Genomic DNA, 21,485 nt, shown 5'->3' with positions numbered 1-21,485 from the left:
TGATCTATAAAATCCCCAGTAAAACATATAAATAGACAAACATGGCAAAACAGTACAAAATATTTTTATACACCTAAAATATTTTGTGTATAGTGTAAAACAAAATTGAGAAAATTTCAATACTTATTCACAACTTATTGATAAAAAATTGACTTTCAATCTGTTTACTGGTACTCTTATAAGGATAAACGAGCTACAGACAGTAGCAGAATGGAGAAGAATATGAATACACAGCAACAAAACAGCAGACTGACCAGTCTCCCCGTAGTAATGTTTTTGGCTGGTATCTGCTGTTTCTTATGGGGAAGCGCGACACCGGCGATCAAAACAGGTTACAGACTGTTCCAGATCCAGTCATCTGACGCAATGTCCATTATTTTATTTGCAGGAATGCGTTTCCTGTTGGCAGGTTTTCTGGTAATCCTTTTTCACAGCATCCAGGGACGCCGCTGGATCATGCCTCAGAAGGGATCAGGAAGAGCGATCCTGGAACTTTGCTTAAATCAGACGGTCCTTCAGTATTATTTCTTTTACACAGGACTGGCACATGCCAGCGGGGTACATGGAGCGATCATCACAGGAGGAAATGTTTTTATTTCTATTTTAGTTGCCAGCCTGATCTTCCGGTATGAGAAACTGACAGCCAGAAAACTGGTGGGATGCGCCCTGGGTTTTGTGGGAATTGTAGTAATGAACCTGTCCGGACAGGAAGGAAATCTGTTCCAGGTATCTCTTTTAGGAGAAGGATTTGTCCTGTTTGCCCAGATCTTTTATGCTACATCCGGCGCCTTATTAAAGAAATATGGCAACCAGTATGATGTAGTTACCTTAAGCGGTTATCAGTTTATGTTAGGCGGACTGATCCTGATCCTCATTGGATTATTCGGCGGCGGAAGAGTCCAGGTTGAAAGCGGAGTTTCCGCGTATATCCTGTTATTATATCTGGCATTTATCTCAGCAGTTGCTTATACACTCTGGGGTGTATTGTTAAAATATAACCCTGTAAGCCGCGTGACCGTATTTGGCTTTATGAACCCGGTGTTCGGTGTTCTTTTGTCCGCCCTGGTATTAGGGGAGACAGCCCAGGCATTTTCCGTAAAGAGCCTGGTTGCCCTGGTATTTGTATGCCTTGGAATTTATGTGGTCAACAGTGTAAAAACAGCAGAACGATAAAGAAAATGTATGTTCGTTCCATCCTTGACAATGAATGATATAAGTGTTATACATATTATAGAACAAACAAATATAACTTGTATTTATAACTTAGAGGATTTTCACAGGTCCTGTAAGAAATCAGGAAAGGATGAGAACGATGTCACAACAGAAACGAGATTACTACGAAGTTCTTGGAATAGATAAAACTGCAGACCCTGCCACTATTAAGAAAGCCTATCGTAAACTGGCTAAAAAATACCATCCCGACAGCAATGTGGGAAATGAGGCAGCTGCTGAAAAATTTAAGGAAGTTAATGAAGCTTATGATATTTTAAGCGATCCGGAAAAGAAGAAACTGTATGACCAGTTTGGCCACGCAGCTTTTGACGGTACCGGAGCAGCAGGAGCCGGTAGTTACGGCGCAAATGGCGGCTTTGGTTCTGACGGCAGCTTTACAGGAGGTTTTGGAGGCTTTTCCGGAAATGGCGGCTTCAGAGGTTTCCATACTTCAGACGGACACACCTTCCATTTTGAAGGCGGAGAAGGCGATGATATCTTTGGTGATATTTTCGGAAATATGTTCGGCGGCGGTAAAAAGAGCCGCTTTACAGGCGGTTTTCACCAGGACGGCAGTGGCTTTAACGGTTTTCATGGCTATAGCGGTTTTGGCGCAGATCCATCCAGCGAAAAAGGCAGTGATGCACAGGCGGAGATCAATATCAGTTTTGATGATGCAGCTTTTGGCGCAGACCGTGTGATCACACTTTCCGATGCAAATGGAAAGAGCCAAAATCTGAAAGTCCATATCCCTGCAGGTATCAACGAAGGCCAGAGCATCCGCCTGAAAGGAAAAGGCAATCCTGGCATAGGCGGCGCAGAAGCAGGAGATCTGTTATTAAAGGTCCATGTAGGAACACGGCCTGGTTATGAACGGAAGGGAATGGATGTTTATACCAGTACAGAAGTACCCTTTACAACAGCTGTTTTAGGCGGTGAGATCATTGTACCTACCCTGTATGGTAATGTTTCCTGCAAACTGCGTGAGGGAACCAGATGCGGCTTAAAGATCCGTCTTGCCGGTAAAGGTATTGTTTCCATGAAAGACCCGAAGGTAAAAGGCGACCAGTATGTGACCATCCAGATCGCTGTTCCGCAGAACCTGACAGCAGAGGCAAAAGAAAAACTGAGAGAATTTGCAGCTGCCTGTGAAAAGGGCAGAAGAGGCGGGAGAACAGCCGCTTAATGATCTATAATATTAAAAATAATAATGTGAGGTACCTTATGAAAAAGAACCGAAATCCAGAAAGAACAAAAACCTTGAAAGAAAAAGGTAAGATCCCTTTCCGGTACCGCTTCTTTTTGGGAGGTGCCTCTTTTTTTCTTGCCCTTATGATCCTTGTTACAGGTGTGGCTTTTGCGTTTCGTGAGACCATTGACCTGTATCTTTCCGGCAGCCGTACCAATGTATCAAAAGAGGCGAAAGAAGAAGCTGCCTATAACAGCCGCCGTCTGGCAGCCCAGATCGAGGCGGAAGGTGCTGTTCTTTTGAAAAATGAAAACAATACCCTGCCTCTTTCAGAAGAGATCACCCGGGTAAATGTATTTGGCTGGGCATCCACCCAGTGGCTGGGAAGCGGTTCCGGTTCCGGAAGAGTGGAAAAAGTAGACCTGGATCTTTTAGGAGCATTAAAAGAAGCGGGAATCTCCTATAATGAAGAACTGACCCGGATGTATCAGGATTTCCAGCCAAAGCGTCAGAAAACATCTACTCTTGAAAGCTGGCCGGAAGAAAGCTGCCGGCTTTATGAACCGGATATTACAGATACAGAATATTACACAGAAGATCTGCTTAAAAACGCAAAAGAGTATTCAGATACAGCGATCATGGTAGTAGGAAGGCTTTCAGGGGAAAGCAATGACTGTCCTCAGATCCAGTATAAAAAAGTAAAGAAGAACGGACAGCTGTTAAGAGATAAAAGAAGGTCCTATCTGGATCTTTCCACAGAAGAAGAGGGGATTTTGCGCTATCTGGGTGAAAATTATAAAAATGTGATCCTGTTATTAAATACAGGAAATGTAATGACCTTGGGAGCAATTGACCTGATGCCTGGAATTGGGGCCTGTGTGATGGCAGGAATGACCGGACAGTATTCGGCAGAGGCACTTCCAGACCTTCTCTGGGGAAAAATAACACCTTCCGGCCGCACGGCTGATACCTGGGCTTACAATTTCCGCACAGCTGCCAGCTATGCCAATGCAGGAGCTGACGGAGTGGGAAGTTATGAAAACGGAGAGGGTCTTTATCCTTTTGACGGTACCAAAAGCGGCAATGTAGGAGAGTCCTTTAAATATGATCAGGTATCTTATGTAGACTACGCAGAGGGGATTTATGTAGGCTATAAATGGTACGAAACAGCAGATGCGCAGGATTACTGGGATAAGTATTATAATCTTCATGGAAGAGGTTACCAGGCTGTAGTACAGTATCCTTTTGGCTATGGCTTGTCTTATACTACCTTTGACTGGAAGGTTGTAAATGCTCCGGGAAAAAGGGAAAAGATCACTGCGGACGGCAGTTACAAGATCACAGTGGAAGTTACCAATACAGGAGAACGGGCTGGCAAAGAGGTGGTGCAGCTTTATTATGCCCCTCCATATGAAGCGGGAGGGATCGAAAAATCGGCGGTAGTATTAGCTGATTATGCGAAAACAGGAGAGCTGCAGCCGGGGGAAAAAGAAGAGGTTACGTTGTCTGTAAAAGCCAGAGATATGGCATCCTATGATTTTAATGACAGCAATCAAAACGGTTTTGCAGGATATGAGCTGGATCCGGGAACCTATGTACTTTCTCTTCGGAAAAACGCCCATGAGACCGCTGATATACCAAATGCCCAGATCAGCCTGAAACTGGCAGAAAATATCCAGTATCCTACAGACGAGATCACAGGTACAGTTGTTTCCAATAAAATGACAGGAAAAGACGCAGTAGACGGAGTGGGGATCGATGGTTCAGACAGCGGTCAGAAGATCTCCTATATGAGCCGCAGTGATTTTGATACGACATTTCCAAAAGAACCGGTAAAGACCCGAAAACTTTCTGAAAAGGCAGCAGAACTGAACCTTTATACCCAGGAAAAAGCAGATGAGTTTGGGCAGAGCTTTTTAGAACAAAGTGAGTCTCAGAGTAAAAATGATGTGGCATTTGGAAAAAAGCAGGGCCTTTATATTGAAAAAAACGGAACTGTATCAAAACTGGGTTACGAACTGGGAGCGGATTATGACGATCCAAAGTGGGATGAAGTTTTAAACCAGCTGACAGAAAAAGAGACAGAGGAGCTGTTCCTTCACGGGTATGTAAAGACAGAAGAACTGGAAAATATTGGAAAACCATTAGCCAGAGAAGCTGACGGACCGGCACAGATCGGTAGTTTCAACCAAAATCCAACAGGAACCGGATTTCCCAATGCCGGTGTTATGGCCCAGTCATGGAATACAGAATTATCCCGTGATATGGGACGGGCAGTCGCAAAGGAAGCAGGTCAGTTTGGCTATAGCGGCTGGTATGCACCGGCAGTCAACATCCACCGCAGTCCTTTTGATGGCCGAAACTATGAATATTATTCAGAAGACAGCTTTCTTTCCGGGAAAATGTGCGGGGCAGCGGTAAGTGGAAGTATGGATATGGGTGTATACTGCTATGTAAAACATCTGATCTGCAATGACCAGGAGTCTGGTATTTACAGGGATGGCGTCTATACCTGGATGACAGAACAGGCCCTGCGGGAAACTTATTTAAAGCCGTTCCAGATGATCGTACAGGATAATGGTGCCACCGGCCTTATGTCCTCCTATAACCGTATAGGAGCTGTGTGGGCAGGAGGCAGTAAGGGGCTTCTTACCAGCATTTTAAGGGATGAATGGGGCTTTAAAGGAGCCGTGCTTACAGATTATTCTGACCATCATAAATATATGAACGGGGATCAGGCTCTTGCAGCAGGGGGAACCCTTTGGATGGACGGTTTTATGAATGATGGCAGTTTTGCCTTTAAAAATGAAGAAAATAAGGCAGCCTATGATCAGGCACTGCGGCAGTCAGCAAAAGATGTGATCTACATGTATTTAAACGCGAGAGTGAGAAACCAGGCGTATGCAGAAGAAATGGATGACTGGAGCTTGTTAAAACCGGAGATCAAGGCACCGTTCCCATTGTGGGCAGCGGGACTGGCGGCAGTAGACCTTCTGGCTATTGGAAATTTTGTGTTTGCTGTAAATATCTGGAAGAAACGAAAAAGAGAACTTTTAAAAGACCATGAAAATTAAAAAATATGTTTTCATACAAAAAGGCTTCGGCAAAGGATTAAACCAATGCCGAAGCCTGTAGTATTATAAAGCGTTATAAAGTATACTCTTTATCATAGATCACTTCCGGAAGGGACTCCGCATCAGAAGAAGTAACCTTTCCTGTGGATTTCTTATCATCATCAATGAAATAAATAGAACCGCCGGAAACCTTGAATGTCCAGGATCCGTTTACTTTATAATTCTTGCTGGAAGTCTGGATCTTGCCGGACTCATTAACCAGGTACATTTTATTGTCAACACAGAATACCTGATAGTCAGAACCGCTGTCTGCCTTTACAAGGCGTCCCTGATAATACAGATAATCATCTTTGGAACCATTATAACCGCAGCCCTTATCAGAGCCGGACTCACTGAAATAGTAAGCAGCTGTTTCACCGTCAACGCTTAAATTGGATTTTTTACCGGTGAGCATTTTACCGTCAGAGTCATTTTCACCAAAGTAGCCTGTAAATTCTTTACCGGAAGAAGTTACCACATGGATAAGGCCGGTCTGGCGGACACCATAGGAGTTAAAAAAATAGGAATTTCCATCTACCTTGGTAGTTGCCTTGCTCATATTGGTAGCTTTGCTGTTTAAGTAAGCAGGGGTACCATCACTTTCAAAGTAGTACCAGTTTGACTCACCTTCGTCTGGGGCTTCATCGCTGTTGTCTGTGGTGATCTCGTCCTTGTCATCAGAGTCACCTGGATGATTGTAAAGTTCCAGCCATTTGTTTTTTGCCATGATGCCTTCATCATCTCCGCCTAAATAGACGAATTTGCTGATACCTGTGGGATCTCCTGCTTCAGCGCTGCTTTTTACAGCTACCCAGCCAGTCATCATCACACCGTCTTCATTAAAATAATATTTATTATCCCCGATGGTTTCAGCGGAATAGGAGTCATTCTTAGAACGTTTTGCCTTTCCGTTTGTCTGGAAATAAAACCATTTGGCAGTATCGGAAGCAGAAGTACGGATTTCAGAGATCGTTCCATCATCCGGCTTGTTGTCTTCGTCATAGTCCAGGCACAGCCAGCCGGTCTTGGCATAACCATTGTCTCCCAGATAATAAATATCATCATTATCAAAAAACCAGCCTGTACGCATTTTTCCATCGCTGTCAAAAGCGTATTTTTTATCCCCGATGGTACTCCATTTATCCTTGATCAGCTTTCCTTTGGCGTCCACGTAATACCAGCCTGCTTTCTTCTGGGAAGTATCTTCTGATAACTGGATCCAGGAATTTTTTGCCATTACGCCGTCATCGTCAACGTAGTAGGTATCATCGATCCACTGGTTTACAGCAATGACGCCGTTATTGTCCAGATAGTAAGAGTTATCACCGGAAGTTTTCCAGGTATTGTAGGCATAATTTCCAGATGCTTCCTGATATTTCCATACTCCGTTTTCACTGACCCAGCCGCCACTTGCAGCCAGGCTGCTAAAAGCAGCTGCGGAACTTAAAACAGCTGCAGCTCCAAAGGACAGGAATAGTTTTTTATAATTTTTTATCATACAGTTTCCCCTTTCATGTATGTACAGATCCGTATATTTATATCAAAATGTACAATGGTCTGCTGCAAGTATAACATCTAACTATTTTTTCCACAATAATGTTCACAAAATCGTCAGAAAAAATAAATAATACAAGAAGATGTTATGGCTGAAATGATTGTCAGTCAGAAAATAATCGTATATAATAATCTGGTATTTTCAGAGCGTGTATATGTGAAACCAAGGAGGAAGAAAAATGGAACGGGGACCTGTAAGGGTGGCAATGATGGCAGATACCCATGGAGTGCTGCGCCCGGAGGTGGAGAAGATACTGGAAACCTGCGACGTGATCGTACATGCAGGTGATTTTGATACGCAGATGCTGTATATGAAATTAAGCGGAAAGCAGCCGCTTTTTGCAGTAAGGGGAAATAATGACAGAGGCTGGTCCGGGGGACTGCCGGGGATCAAACGTTTTGAAATCGGCGGTGTGAAAATGGTCATGGCCCATCAGAGAACGGACATCCCTGTGGCATTAGGAGATGCTCAGGTAGTGATCTTTGGCCATTCCCATATGTACCAGCAGCAGGAGATCGCGGGAAGGTTGTGGCTAAATCCCGGAAGTTGTGGTTATAAGCGGAATACACTGCCTCTTTCCATGGCTGTTATGACCATTGAAGACGGAACGTATCAGGTAGAAACCATATGGTTAGAGAAGGGATACGGTACTCCGGGAGCTGCCATTGCCCAGCGTGAAAAGACAAAGGTAAGTAAATATGAGAAAAAGCAGAAGCGTTACCAGCAAAAACAGTTAAGTGACGCAAATGATGCAAAAGAAAAAGAACTTCTGTTTACCATTGCAAAAGTCCTCCGGTTTAAAAAATCAGGAGAGTCCAGATTGTGGATCATTAAAAATGTAGGAAATGATCCGGAACTGACTGCAAAGATCTATGATATCTGTGATCCATTGTCGGACACAGATGCAAGGAGCATCCGTGAACGGATCCGCGAACAGTGAAAATAATCTTTCCAAAAATACATTCCTATGTTATACTTAAAAAAGTATAATCCAACACAAGGAGAAACTCATTTATGAAAATGAACCGTGTATTCTTAAAATTAAGCGGCGAGGCCCTTGCAGGTCCTAAAAAGACCGGTTTCGACGAAGATACTGTAAAAGAGGTAGCAAGACAGGTAAAATTATCTGTAGACGCAGGCGTTCAGGTAGGTATTGTGATCGGAGGCGGAAACTTCTGGAGAGGCCGTACCAGCGATGCCATTGAGCGTACCAAGGCAGACCAGATCGGTATGTTAGCTACAGTTATGAACTGTATCTATGTTTCTGAGATCTTCCGCAATGCGGGAATGCAGACAGAGATCTTTACCCCATTTGCATGTGGCACTATGACCCAGCTGTTCTCCAAGGATCAGGCAAATAAGTGCTTTGCAGAGGGAAAGGTGGTGTTCTTTGCAGGCGGTACAGGACATCCTTATTTCTCAACTGATACAGGTATCACACTGCGTGCAATTGAGATGGAGGCAGACTGCATCCTTCTTGCAAAGGCTATTGACGGTGTATATGACAGCGATCCAAAGGTAAATCCAGAGGCAAAGAAATTTGATACCATTTCCATTCAGGAAGTGATCGACCGCCAGTTAGCAGTTGTAGATCTGACCGCGTCTATTATGTGCATGGAACACAAGATGCCAATGGCTGTATTCAGCTTAAATGAACCGGACGGTATTGCAAATGCTATGCAGGGCCGTATCAACGGAACCATCGTTACTGCTTGATCGATCATTACGGTAACACAATAAGTAAGAATAAAAGCGAAAACGCTATGAATATAAAATGACAGCAAAAGCTGCATGTTCAGGAGGGAACTTATGGAAGATTTAAAGTTTTATCAGGATAAGATGGACAAGACAATGGAAGTTCTGTTAGCTGATTACGGAACTATCCGCGCAGGCCGTGCAAACCCACATGTATTAGACAAGATTAAAGTGGATTACTACGGAACACCAACACCTCTTCAGCAGGTAGGAAACGTATCTGTTCCGGAAGCACGTATGATCGTGATCCAGCCATGGGAAAAGAGCCTGTTAAAAGCAATCGAAAAAGCGATCCTTACATCTGAGTTAGGTATCAATCCTACCAACGACGGAAACTGCATCCGCCTGATCTTCCCGGAGATGACTGAGGACCGAAGAAAAGAAGTTGCAAAGGAAGTAAAGAAGAAAGGTGACAACGCAAAGGTTGCTGTCCGCAACATCCGCCGCGATGCAAATGATGCATTTAAGAAAGCAGAGAAAGCTGGAGAGATCACAGAGGACGAGTTAGCTGATCTGACTGAGAAGATGCAGAAACTGACTGACAAGACCATTGAGCGTGTTGACAAGGCAGTAGAAGAAAAGACAAAAGAGATCATGACTGTATAGTCTCTGAAATTGATACGGAGGCAGGAGAGACTCCTGCCTCTTCGTTTTATGCAATAAGATAAGAAAAGGTGAGGAAAATGGCATTAGACAGTAATATGGTAATACCGGCTCATGTAGCACTTATTTTAGACGGAAATGGCCGCTGGGCGAAAAAAAGAGGTCTTCCTAGAACCTTTGGTCACAAAGAAGGCTGTGTTACAGTAGAAAAGACAGTAGAGATCGCTGCCAGAATGGGCATCAAATATCTGACTGTTTACGGATTTTCTACTGAAAACTGGAAAAGGTCCGAAGAAGAAGTAGGAGCGCTGATGCAACTGTTCCGTTATTATATGGTCCGCCTGTTAAAAATCGCTTCTGCCAACAATGTGCGGGTAAAGATGATCGGTGACAGAAGACGTTTTGCCCAGGATATTATTGACGGCATCAACCGTCTGGAAGAAGAGACAAAGGATAATACAGGACTTACCTTTGTGATCGCAGTCAATTATGGTGGAAGAGATGAGATCCGCAGAGCAGCTGCGAAACTGGCAGAGGATGTAAAGGCAGGAAAAGTGGAGGCAGAGGATATTACAGAATCTGTATTTGCTTCTTATCTGGATACCGCGGATATCCCGGATCCGGATCTGCTGATCCGTACCAGCGGAGAGTTAAGACTGTCCAATTATCTGCTGTGGCAGCTGGCATATACAGAACTGTATGTTACAGATTGTCTGTGGCCGGATTTTGATGAGAAGGAACTGGAAAAGGCGATCTTTCAGTATAATAAGAGAGATCGACGGTTCGGCGGGGTAAAATAACGTATTCAAAAAGGAGATTTTTATGTTTACAACACGATTGATCAGTGGTATCGTACTGGTCATCCTTGCTATTTTCTTCGTTGGAAAAGGAGGCGCCCTCCTTTTTGCAGTGACAGCCCTTATTTCACTGGTAGGCCTGTTTGAACTGTACCGCGTTCTCGGGATCGAAAAAAGATCAGTAGCTGCAGTTGGCTATCTGACAGCTGTCTGCTATTATGGGATCTTATGGTTTGAGGGACAGAAGTATCTTACATTAATGATCATTGCATCCCTGATGCTTTTAATGGCTCTCTATGTTTTTACTTTTCCAAGCTTTAAAACAGAAGAGATAACCGGCGCCTTTTTTGGTGTGTGCTATGTTCCGGTAATGCTTTCTTTTCTGTATCAGACCCGCAGCATGCATGACGGAGCTTATCTGGTATGGCTGATCTTTTTAAGCTCCTGGGGCTGCGACACCAGCGCCTACTGCGTAGGAATGCTTCTTGGAAAACATAAACTGGCGCCTGTATTAAGTCCGAAAAAGTCCATTGAAGGGGCTGTAGGCGGTGTAGTTGGTTCTGCACTGTTAGGCCTTGCTTATGGTGCTTATTTTGGTCATAATATGGAAGAAGTGGCAAATCCCATGGTTGCCTGCGCCATTGCCTGCGCTATTGCGGCAGTTATCTCACAGATTGGAGATCTGGCAGCGTCTGCTATTAAGAGAAACCACAATATTAAAGATTATGGCCATCTGATCCCGGGACACGGAGGTATCCTGGATCGTTTTGACAGTATGATATTTACAGCTCCTGCTATTTATTTTGCAGTTACTTTTTTAAGATAGTAAGATAGGCAATTTAAATTAAAAGGAGCAGCATGATTTTAAGCATTTCCTTTACAAAGGGAGAATAATTATGGTAAAGAACATATCAATCCTGGGTTCAACCGGTTCCATCGGAACCCAGACATTAGAGGTAGTAAGATACAATAAAGATATTAAGGTAACGGCTCTGGCAGCCGGTTCCAATGTGGATTTGATCGAAAAACAGATCCGCGAATTTAAGCCGGAGATCGCCTGCCTGTGGAGTGAAGAAAAGGCAAAAGAACTGAAAGAAAGGGTAAAAGATCTGGATGTGAAGATCCTTTCCGGTATGGAGGGCCTGATCGCTGTTGCAACAGAGCCAAAGGCAGAGATCGTAGTTACCGCAGTAGTGGGAATGATCGGTATCCGGCCTACCATCGCTGCCATGGAAGCAGGAAAAGACATTGCTCTGGCAAATAAGGAGACACTGGTCACAGCCGGTCACATTATCATGCCGTTGGCAAAGAAAATGGGTGTGAAGATCCTTCCGGTAGACTCCGAACATTCTGCAATCTTCCAGTGCCTTCAGGGAGCAGCCGGAAATAAGATCCATAAGATCCTTCTGACTGCTTCCGGAGGTCCTTTCAGAGGATGGAAAAGAGAACAGCTGGAAAAAGTCCAGGTGGAAGATGCCTTAAAGCATCCAAACTGGTCTATGGGCCACAAGATCACCATCGACTCCTCTACTATGGTCAATAAGGGACTGGAAGTAATGGAAGCCGGCTGGCTGTTTGATGTATCCTTAGATCAGATCCAGGTAGTGATCCAGCCTGCAAGTATTATCCATTCCATGATCGAGTATGAAGATGGAGCAGTGATCGCCCAGCTAGGTACACCGGATATGAAACTGCCGATCCAGTATGCATTATACTATCCGGAAAGACGTTTTCTTCCAGGAGACAGACTGGACTTTACAAAGCTTCGTGAGATCACCTTTGATGTACCGGATCCGGAAACATTTAAGGGATTAAAACTGGCATACCAGGCAGGAAAGACAGGCGGAAGTATGCCAACTGTATTTAATGCAGCCAATGAGATGGCAGTAAGTCTGTTTTTAAAGAAAAAGATCCCGTATCTGACCATTCCGGACATGATCCAGGCATCCATGGAGCATCATAAGAAGGTTGATGCACCAGATGTAGATCAGATCCTGGCAGCGGAAGCAGAAACTTATGACTTTATCCATTCAAAGTGGAATATTTAAGTTAAACGGATATGTCACCTGGCGGTGATATTACCATAAATGAAAACAGGAAAGGATGAATGAAATCCTATGAATATTGTACTGGCAGTGCTGATCCTTGGGGGAATCATCCTGTTCCATGAACTTGGACATTTTATATTCGCAAAATTAAGCGGGATTGAAGTGACGGAATTTTCCTTAGGGATGGGACCGAGGCTTTTAAGTTTTGTAAAAGGCGAAACGAGATATTCTTTAAAACTTCTGCCTTTTGGCGGTTCCTGCGCCATGTTAGGAGAAGATGAGGATGCAGAAGGGGACAGGGCTTTTAATAACAAACCTGTATTTAACCGTATTGCCGTGGTTTTTGGAGGCCCTTTATTTAATTTCATTCTGGCTTTCCTGTTATCCCTTGTTATCGTAGGCTGTGCCGGTGGCTTTTATGAGCCGGTGGTCATGGGTGTAGAAGAAGGGTACCCGGCTGAGCAGGCGGGGATCCTTACAGGAGATGTGATCATAAAAGTAGACCACAGAGCGGTCCATTCTTACCGGGATCTTTCACCTTATCTTACAGCCCATCCTCATCAGGATGTGACCATTACCTGGAAACATACAGATGAAAATGGGAAAACAGAGAAGAGATCGGCAAAGATCACTCCGGTTTATAACGATAAGACAGGGCAGTCCATGATCGGTGTGCGGTTTGAGGCAAAACTTCAGAAGATCACAAATCCGGTGCAGCTGCTGGTGCAGTCGGTTTATGAGGTGGAACACTGGATCTACTATGTATTTGACAGTTTTCATATGATATTTGCCGGCAGAGTAAGCGCAGATGATATCAGTGGCCCTGTAGGGATCGTTACTACCATTGACCAGACGGTGGAGCAGGCAGCACCTGCAGGAAATACAGTGGTTGCCATGGTACTTGTGAATTTTGCCATTCTTTTAAGCGCAAACCTGGGTGTGATGAACCTGCTTCCACTTCCTGCACTGGATGGCGGACGTCTGGTATTTCTGATCATCGAGGCTATACGCAGAAAGCCTATTGACCGTGAAAAAGAGGGAATGGTCCATGCTGCCGGTATGTTTTTACTGCTGGCACTTATGGTATTTATCATGTTTAATGATGTAAGAAAATTATTATAAAAGTGCTGCCTCCAGGCGGCATGCAATCGGAGATTAAGAATAAAGAGGAAAGAAACATGAGCAGAAAGGATACAAAAGTTGTTCATATTGGTGACCGGGTGATCGGCGGGGGAAATCCCATCCTCATCCAGTCTATGTGTAATACAAAAACAGAAGATGTAAAGGCAACGGTAGCACAGATCTTAAGCCTGGAAAAAGCAGGCTGCGATATTATCCGTGTGGCAGTACCTACCATGAAGGCGGCAGAAGCCCTTAAGGATATTAAAAAAGAGATCCACATCCCGTTAGTGGCAGATATCCATTTTGACTACCGTCTGGCGATTGCAGCTATGGAAAACGGAGCTGACAAGATCCGTATCAATCCAGGTAATATTGGAAGTACAGACCGCGTAAAAGCAGTAGTAGACCGTGCGAAAGCAGGAAATATCCCTATTCGTGTAGGTGTAAACAGCGGATCTCTTGAGAAAGATCTGGTGGAAAAATACGGTGGTGTAACAGCTGAAGGTATCGTAGAAAGTGCTTTGGATAAAGTACATCTTATTGAGGATATGGGCTATGACAATCTGGTCATCAGTATCAAATCTTCCGATGTATTAATGTGTGTGAAAGCACATGAACTGATCACTTCCAGAACCGATCATCCTCTTCACGTAGGTATTACAGAAGCCGGAACTTTATTTTCCGGAAATATCAAATCTGCTGTGGGGCTGGGTATCATCTTATATCAGGGCATCGGAGATACCATCCGCGTTTCCCTTACAGGTGATCCAATCGAGGAGATCAAGTCTGCCCGTCAGATCCTTAAAACTCTGGGACTTAGAAAAGGCGGCGTAGAAGTGGTTTCATGTCCAACCTGCGGCCGTACCCGTATTGACCTGATCCATCTTGCAAACCAGGTAGAGACCATGGTTTCCGGCATGGAAGGCTTAGACGGTGTTAAAGTAGCTGTTATGGGCTGCGTAGTCAATGGACCTGGCGAAGCAAGGGAAGCTGATATTGGCATTGCAGGCGGCGTAGGTGAAGGTCTGATCATCAAAAAAGGTGAGATCTTACGAAAAGTACCGGAAGAAGATCTGTTAGACTCCCTTCGCAGTGAACTGGAAGCAATGGCAGAAGCAAGAAAGAAGTAATCTGAATGGCAAAAGGTTTTTTAGAAGTATTTCCAACCCTTAATATTGCAGAGCCTTTAAAGGAGCTTTTAGCAATGGCAGAAGTAGAAAAAGTTACTTCTGCCAGAGATAGAAGCTCTATTCGTGTTTATATGAAAAGCACAAGGCTGATCCATAAACAAAATATCTATGATCTGGAGCGGGGCATCAAAGACCAGCTGTTCCCGGATAAACAGATCACCATTAAGATACAGGAAAAATACAGACTGTCTGGTCAGTACACACCGGAAAAGCTTTTAAAAATGTATAAGGACAGTCTGCTGCTGGAATTAAAGCATTACAGCATCGTAGAATACAGTATGTTCCGCAAAGCCCAGATCGTCTTTGAAGATGAAGGAAAAATGGTGCTGACTGTAGAAGATACCATGGTCAACCGGGACAAGACCAATGAGTTAAAGCGGGTTTTGGAAAAGGTATTTAATGAACGGTGCGGTCTGCCGGTAGAAGTAGCGTTTCAGTACATTCCGCCAAAGGAAAATGACCGTAGAAAGCAGATCGAGCTGAAGTTAGAGAGAGAAGCACAGGCTATTTACTGGCAAAATCATAAGGATGAGTTAGAAAATGTAAGTGGTGGAGAAAATATCTCGCAGACAGTTGCAAAGAGCGATAATGGTGAGAAAAAAACTCATAATAGTAATGCTGCTATTATGGATATTCCTATGCCGGAGGCAGCTCCATGGGACGCTCTTATGGATCAGGCAGCTTCCGGAAATGTTCCTGGCAATGATGAGACTATTTCTCCTGTATCAGATGGCATAAAACCAGTAGATGCAGGAAAAACAGCTGCTGCAAAACCACAGTCAGGCGGAAAAACGGAAAAACCTCAGCTTAACAAAGGCAGAAAAGGCTGGGGAAGAGATAAAGACTCCGGCTTTGGAGAAGACAGGAAGTTTTCTGTTAAACGTTCCAATAATCCGGATGTACTTTACGGCCGTGATTTTGAAGATGACTTTATGGAGATTGAGAAGATCGACGGAGAGATCGGAGAAGTTACTTTACGTGGACAGATCTTAACCTGTGAAAGCCGCGAGCTAAGAAGCGGTAAATTCATTCTTACCTTTGATGTGACAGACTTTACAGATACCATTACAGCTAAAATGTTCATCCGTCCGGAAATCTTCAATGAAGTAAAGGACATGATCAAAACGGGCATGTTCATTAAGATCAAAGGTGTTACCACCATTGATAAGTTTGACGGAGAACTGACATTAGGCTCTATTGTAGGTATTAAAAAGGCCGATGACTTTACCACCAAGCGTATGGACAACAGCCTGGAAAAACGTGTGGAACTGCACTGCCATACAAAAATGAGCGATATGGATGGTGTTTCTGAGGTAAAGAGCATCATCAAGCGGGCGAAAAAATGGGGTATGTCCTCCATTGCTGTTACGGACCACGGCTGCGTTCAGGCCTTCCCTGATGCAAACCATGCATTGGATAAAGGGGATACCTTTAAGATCTTGTATGGTGTGGAAGGCTATCTGGTAGATGATACCAAGCAGCTGGTAGAAAATTCCAAGGGACAGACTTTTGCAGATACCTATGTTGTTTTCGATATTGAGACCACAGGTTTCAGCCCTGTAAAGAACCGGATCATTGAGATCGGTGCTGTAAAAGTAGTAGACGGTGTGATCACGGACAAGTTTTCTACTTTCGTAAACCCGGATGTGCCGATTCCATTTGATATTGAAAAGCTGACCAGCATCAATGACGCTATGGTACTGCCATATCCGAAGATCGATGTGATATTACCTCAGTTTCTGGAATTTGTGGGAGACGCAGTACTGGTAGCCCACAATGCAGGTTTTGATGTTGGTTTTATTGGTCATTATGCAGAAGCGCTGGGACTGCCATTTTCACCAACAGTACTGGATACGGTATCTCTGGCCCGCCTTCTTCTGCCAAACTTAAACCGTTTTAAGCTGGATACAGTAGCGAAAGCTTTAAATATTTCCCTGGAAAATCATCACCGGGCAGTAGATGATGCAGGAGCTACAGCGGAGATTTTCGCAGCTTTTGTAAAGATGCTGCGGGATCGGGATATTGAAGATCTGGACCACTTAAATGAATTAAGTACCATGGATGCCCAGACCATTATGAAACTGCCTACCAACCATGTGATCATCCTGGCAAAAAATGACCTGGGACGTATCAACCTGTACCGTCTGGTCAGCTGGTCCCATTTGGATTATTATTCCAGACGTCCCCGTATCCCAAAGAGCGTTCTGGACAAGTACAGAGAAGGTCTGCTGATCGGTTCTGCCTGCGAGGCGGGAGAATTATATCAGGCCCTTCTTCGCGGGGCTCCCGATGCGGAGATTGCCAGACTGGTAAATTTCTACGATTATCTGGAGATCCAGCCTTTGGGAAACAATGCGTTTATGCTCCGGGATGAAAAAAGTACAGTTAAGACAGAAGAAGACTTGATCGAGATCAATAAAAAGATCGTAGATCTGGGAACCCAGTTTGGTAAGCTGGTGTGCGCTACCTGTGACGTTCATTTCCTGGATCCCCAGGATGAGGTTTACCGGCGTATCATCATGGCTGGTCAGGGATTTAAAGACTCCGATGACCAGGCGCCGCTATATCTGCGTACAACAGAAGAGATGTTAGAAGAGTTTGCTTATCTGGGACCGGATAAGGCATACGAGGTAGTCGTTACCAATACCCGTAAGATTTCTGATATGTGCGAAAAAATTGCGCCGGTGCGTCCGGACAAGTGCCCGCCTGTTATCCCAGACTCTGATAAGACCTTAACAAAGATCTGTTATGACCGCGCTCATGAGATGTATGGTGAAGATCTTCCAAAGATCGTAGTAGACCGTCTGGAGCGTGAGCTTCATTCCATTATCACCAATGGATTTGCGGTTATGTATATCATTGCCCAGAAGCTGGTTTGGAAATCTAATGAAGACGGCTATCTGGTAGGTTCCCGAGGTTCTGTAGGTTCCTCCTTTGTGGCAACCATGTCCGGTATTACAGAGGTAAATCCGCTAAGTCCTCATTATCATTGTCCAAAGTGCCGTTACTATGATTTTGACTCTGAAGAAGTGCGTAAGTTCTCCGGTATGGCGGGCTGCGATATGCCGGATAAAAAATGCCCGGTATGCGGAACACCTCTGGAAAAAGACGGGTTTGATATCCCATTTGAGACTTTCCTTGGATTTAAGGGAGATAAGGAGCCTGATATCGACTTAAACTTCTCCGGTGAGTACCAGAGTAAGGCCCATGACTATACGGAGGTTATTTTCGGTAAGGGCCAGACTTTCCGTGCAGGAACCATTGGTACACTGGCGGATAAAACGGCTTTCGGTTATGTAAAGAAATATTATGAGGAAAGGGGAACCAGGAAGCGAAACTGCGAGATCAACCGTATTGTTCAGGGCTGTGTAGGCGTGCGCCGTACCACCGGCCAGCATCCGGGAGGTATCATTGTACTGCCTTTAGGTGAAGAGATCTATTCCTTTACACCGGTACAGCACCCGGCAAACGATATGACTACATCCACAGTTACCACACACTTTGATTACCATTCCATTGACCACAACCTGTTAAAACTGGATATTCTTGGACACGATGATCCTACCATGATCCGTATGCTGCAGGACCTGATCGGTCTGGACCCGGTTAAGGATATTCCTCTGGACAGCCCGGAGGTTATGAGCCTGTTTCAGAATACCTCTGCACTGGGGATCACGCCGGATGATATCGGTGGCTGTCCTTTAGGAGCTCTTGGTGTGCCGGAGTTTGGTACGGACTTTGCTATGCAGATGCTTCTGGATACCAAACCAAAGTATTTCTCTGACCTGGTGCGTATTGCCGGTCTGGCACATGGTACGGACGTTTGGCTGGGAAATGCCCAGACGTTGATCCAGGAAGGAAAAGCTACTATTCAGACAGCGATCTGTACCCGAGATGATATTATGATCTATCTGATCGCCCAGGGAATGGAACAGGGACTTTCCTTCACCATCATGGAGAGCGTGCGAAAAGGTAAAGGTTTAAAGCCGGAGTGGGAAGAAGATATGAAGGCGCATGGTGTGCCTGACTGGTACATCTGGTCCTGTAAAAAGATCAAGTACATGTTCCCAAAAGCACATGCGGCAGCCTATGTTATGATGGCGTGGCGTATTGCCTACTGTAAGATCTTTTATCCACTGGCTTACTATGCGGCCTTTTTCAGTATCCGCGCCAGCGCCTTTTCCTATGAGATCATGTGTCAGGGAAGAGATAAACTGGAATATTATCTGGCAGATTATAAAAAACGTTCCGATACTCTTTCTAAAAAGGAGCAGGATACCCTGCGTGACATGCGTATTGTCCAGGAAATGTACGCAAGGGGCTTTGATTTTATGCCAATTGATATTTATAAGGCAAAAGCAAGACATTTCCAGATCATTGACGGTAAGCTGATGCCTTCTTTAAGCAGTATTGACGGTTTAGGTGAAAAAGCGGCAGAAGCAGTGGTAGATGCAGTAAAAGACGGTCCGTTCCTGTCAGTAGAAGATTTCTCCAGCCGTACCAAGGTAAATGGAACTATCTGTTCCCTGATGTCAGACCTTGGACTGCTTAAAGACCTTCCTCAGTCTAATCAGTTAAATTTATTTGAGCTGATGTAGGAGATTATGTAAGAGATTATGCATAGTAGTCTGGTATCATAAAATTGACTTATAAAAGAATTTATGGTATATTTTTGAAAGAGTTTTTTCACATGTGGAGTGTGGAAAAACTCTTTCTTGCGCTTTAGGGGCAAATTGACGCACCAAAGTGTTAAAGTGTATGCGCTGGAAAAAAATGAAAACAGCGTAAATCAAAGTAGATGGGGGTTTATACTTTCAATGGAACGTGAAAAATTTTCTTCCAGACTTGGCTTCATCCTGATCTCAGCAGGCTGTGCCATTGGTCTGGGCAATGTGTGGAGATTTCCTTACATTGTAGGAGCTTACGGTGGAGCTGCCTTTGTACTGATCTATCTGGCATTTCTCCTGATCCTTGGTCTTCCTATTGTAGTAATGGAATTTGCTGTAGGACGCGCCAGCAAGCGCAGTGCAGCCCTTTCTTTTAACATGCTGGAGCCGAAAGGTACAAAATGGCATCTGACCCGCTATGCAGCTATGGCAGGAAACTACATGCTGATGATGTTTTATACCACGGTAGCAGGATGGATGATCTATTACTTCATCAAAATGCTTCGTGGGGATTTTACAGGACTTGACTCCGATGCAGTAGCAGGAGAGTTTACCAACATGCTTGGAAATCCTGCATTAATGACTGGATTTATGATCTTTGTTGTAGTTCTCTGTTTTGGTATCTGTGCCCAGGGTCTGGTTGCAGGTGTAGAGCGTATTACAAAAGTAATGATGGTCTGCCTGTTATTCCTTATGATGGCACTGGCTGTCCACTCCATGGTATTAAAGGGCGGTGCTCCAGGTCTGGAGTTTTACTTAAAACCTGATTTTGGAAAAATGGTAGATGCAGGACTAGGAAATTCCATTTTTGCGGCTATGGGACAGTCCTTCTTTACATTAAGTATCGGTATCGGTGCGTTAGCTATTTTCGGAAGTTATATTGGAAAAGAACGCCGTCTGACCGGCGAAGCCATCAGTATCACCATTCTGGATACACTGGTTGCATTTATGGCTGGTCTGATCATTTTCCCGGCATGTTTTGCATATGGAGTTGAGCCAACTTCCGGTCCATCCCTGATCTTTATCACGTTGCCAAATGTATTTAACCATATGGCATGGGGCAGACTTTGGGGAACTTTATTCTTTGTATTTATGTCCTTTGCGGCTCTTTCAACTGTAATTGCCGTATTTCAGAACATTATTTCTTTTGCAACAGACCTTACCGGCTGTTCTGTAAAGAAAGCAGTAGCATGGAATGTAATAGTAGTGATCATCCTGTCTCTTCCATGTGTATTTGGATTTAATATCTGGAGCAGCTTCCAGCCATTGGGAGCAGGTTCTAATATCCAGGATCTTGAGGACTTTATCCTCAGTGATAACCTGCTGCCTATTGGAAGTCTTCTGTATCTGCTGTTCTGCACCAGCCGTTATGGATGGGGCTTTGAAAAGTTCCTGGCAGAAGCAAATGAGGGATCTGGCATTAAGTTCCCAAGATGGGCACGTTTTTACGTAAGCTACATCCTTCCGCTGATCGTGATCTTTATCCTGGCTCAGGGATATATTGCAAAATTCTTTTAAATTAGAAGCAGTTAAGATCAGTGAAAAATGTAGGAAACACAGGGGTTGGTACAGGAAAACAGCAGTGCTGCCCCCTGTTTGATCATTATTTTTCTAGTTGTCTAAAAAAAATTAAAAATTTTGAAAATTTATAGTTGACAATTGGAAGAATGTGTATTATACTGTGTAACGTAATCGAGATCGAGGCGTGGCTCAGTTTGGTAGAGCGCTGCGTTCGGGACGCAGAGGTCGCGTGTTCGAATCACGTCGCCTCGATTTATTACAAGGCCTGATGGTCAAGCGGTCAAGACGACGCCCTCTCACGGCGTAAACCCGGGTTCGATTCCCGGTCAGGTCATCTTGATGAGGCTGCTGCATTTGCAGCGGTCTTATTTTTTTAAATAAATATGCCATTGTAGCGCAGTTGGTAGCGCAACGCATTCGTAATGCGTGGGTCGCCGGTTCGAGTCCGGCCAGTGGCTTTAAATCTGAAAGAAAAATCTCCCTAAAAAGCAAGGAAAATCAAGGGTTTCCGGCGGTTTGGGGAGATTTTTTTGTTTGGTTTAGCGGTAAGAGAGGATAAGTATTTTTAAGATATTTTTGGGGAGAAATGGGAGAATTTCTGGGAGAACTTTTGGGTTCTCCAGTTTTTCTCCCATAAAACCCTGATTTTAATCTTGAATTAGTTACTAAAACTTCCCACACCGATGTGGTGTGTTGAACCTTGAAAATTCAAT

General features: G+C 44.3%; 14 protein-coding genes and 3 tRNA genes. 16 read left to right on the top strand and 1 reads right to left on the bottom strand.

What is annotated here, in order from left to right; genetic code table 11:
* Positions 1-222 precede the first annotated feature (222 nt).
* The 3 genes from DW251_RS15525 (at position 223) to DW251_RS15515 (ending at position 5,475) form a co-directional block, all read left to right on the top strand.
* Complete coding sequence (locus DW251_RS15525) at positions 223-1,173, top strand: DMT family transporter (protein ID WP_118301672.1); 951 nt, start codon at positions 223-225, stop codon at positions 1,171-1,173.
* Positions 1,174-1,312: 139 nt separating this feature from the next.
* Positions 1,313-2,398: a J domain-containing protein gene (locus DW251_RS15520; RefSeq protein ID WP_021869534.1), complete on the top strand. Its 1,086-nt coding sequence runs from the start codon at positions 1,313-1,315 to the stop codon at positions 2,396-2,398.
* A 38-nt stretch (positions 2,399-2,436) separates the two neighbouring features.
* The gene (locus tag DW251_RS15515; protein ID WP_182433640.1) at positions 2,437-5,475 is read left to right on the top strand and encodes a glycoside hydrolase family 3 protein; all 3,039 of its coding nucleotides are present in this window, start codon (positions 2,437-2,439) and stop codon (positions 5,473-5,475) included.
* Positions 5,476-5,548: 73 nt separating this feature from the next.
* On the opposite strand, the gene DW251_RS15510 is transcribed toward DW251_RS15515, so the two are convergent.
* Positions 5,549-7,012 carry a hypothetical protein gene (locus tag DW251_RS15510; protein WP_021869536.1) on the bottom strand — a complete coding sequence of 488 codons (1,464 nt, stop codon included), beginning with the start codon at positions 7,010-7,012 and terminating at the stop codon, positions 5,549-5,551.
* Positions 7,013-7,247: 235 nt separating this feature from the next.
* Here DW251_RS15510 and DW251_RS15505 point away from each other — a divergent pair, with 235 nt between their 5' ends.
* The 13 genes from DW251_RS15505 (at position 7,248) to DW251_RS15445 (ending at position 21,230) form a co-directional block, all read left to right on the top strand.
* Complete coding sequence (locus tag DW251_RS15505) at positions 7,248-8,009, top strand: YfcE family phosphodiesterase (protein ID WP_021869537.1); 762 nt, start codon at positions 7,248-7,250, stop codon at positions 8,007-8,009.
* Between the two features lie 74 nt (positions 8,010-8,083).
* Positions 8,084-8,785, top strand: a complete 702-nt coding sequence (gene pyrH, locus DW251_RS15500; protein ID WP_021869538.1) for a UMP kinase — start codon at positions 8,084-8,086, stop codon at positions 8,783-8,785.
* Positions 8,786-8,878: 93 nt separating this feature from the next.
* A complete protein-coding gene (gene frr / locus DW251_RS15495; RefSeq protein WP_021869539.1) occupies positions 8,879-9,430 on the top strand; it encodes a ribosome recycling factor in 552 nt (183 codons plus the stop codon).
* Positions 9,431-9,507: 77 nt separating this feature from the next.
* On the top strand, positions 9,508-10,227 hold the full coding sequence (locus DW251_RS15490) for an isoprenyl transferase (RefSeq protein WP_021869540.1): 720 nt from the start codon (positions 9,508-9,510) through the stop codon (positions 10,225-10,227).
* Between the two features lie 22 nt (positions 10,228-10,249).
* Entirely contained in the window at positions 10,250-11,050 is an 801-nt protein-coding gene (locus DW251_RS15485) for a phosphatidate cytidylyltransferase (protein ID WP_021869541.1), read from the top strand.
* Between the two features lie 70 nt (positions 11,051-11,120).
* The gene (locus DW251_RS15480) at positions 11,121-12,272 is read left to right on the top strand and encodes a 1-deoxy-D-xylulose-5-phosphate reductoisomerase (RefSeq protein ID WP_021869542.1); all 1,152 of its coding nucleotides are present in this window, start codon (positions 11,121-11,123) and stop codon (positions 12,270-12,272) included.
* 69 nt (positions 12,273-12,341) lie between these two features.
* On the top strand, positions 12,342-13,394 hold the full coding sequence (rseP, locus tag DW251_RS15475) for an RIP metalloprotease RseP (protein ID WP_021869543.1): 1,053 nt from the start codon (positions 12,342-12,344) through the stop codon (positions 13,392-13,394).
* Between the two features lie 20 nt (positions 13,395-13,414).
* A complete protein-coding gene (gene ispG / locus DW251_RS15470) occupies positions 13,415-14,524 on the top strand; it encodes a flavodoxin-dependent (E)-4-hydroxy-3-methylbut-2-enyl-diphosphate synthase (protein ID WP_118301689.1) in 1,110 nt (369 codons plus the stop codon).
* A 5-nt stretch (positions 14,525-14,529) separates the two neighbouring features.
* Positions 14,530-19,182, top strand: coding sequence for a PolC-type DNA polymerase III (locus tag DW251_RS15465; RefSeq protein WP_118301670.1), 4,653 nt, complete (start codon positions 14,530-14,532; stop codon positions 19,180-19,182).
* A gap of 219 nt (positions 19,183-19,401) precedes the next feature.
* Entirely contained in the window at positions 19,402-20,769 is a 1,368-nt protein-coding gene (locus tag DW251_RS15460) for a sodium-dependent transporter (RefSeq protein ID WP_021869546.1), read from the top strand.
* A gap of 181 nt (positions 20,770-20,950) precedes the next feature.
* Positions 20,951-21,024, top strand: a tRNA-Pro gene (locus tag DW251_RS15455).
* A gap of 10 nt (positions 21,025-21,034) precedes the next feature.
* Positions 21,035-21,106, top strand: a tRNA-Glu gene (locus DW251_RS15450).
* Positions 21,107-21,157: 51 nt separating this feature from the next.
* A tRNA-Thr gene (locus DW251_RS15445) sits at positions 21,158-21,230 on the top strand.
* The last annotated feature ends 255 nt before the right edge of the window (positions 21,231-21,485 follow it).

Source organism: Clostridium sp. AM22-11AC (assembly GCF_003473545.1).
Lineage (GTDB): Bacteria > Bacillota > Clostridia > Lachnospirales > Lachnospiraceae > Enterocloster.
This window is presented reverse-complemented; position numbering and strand designations above follow the sequence as displayed.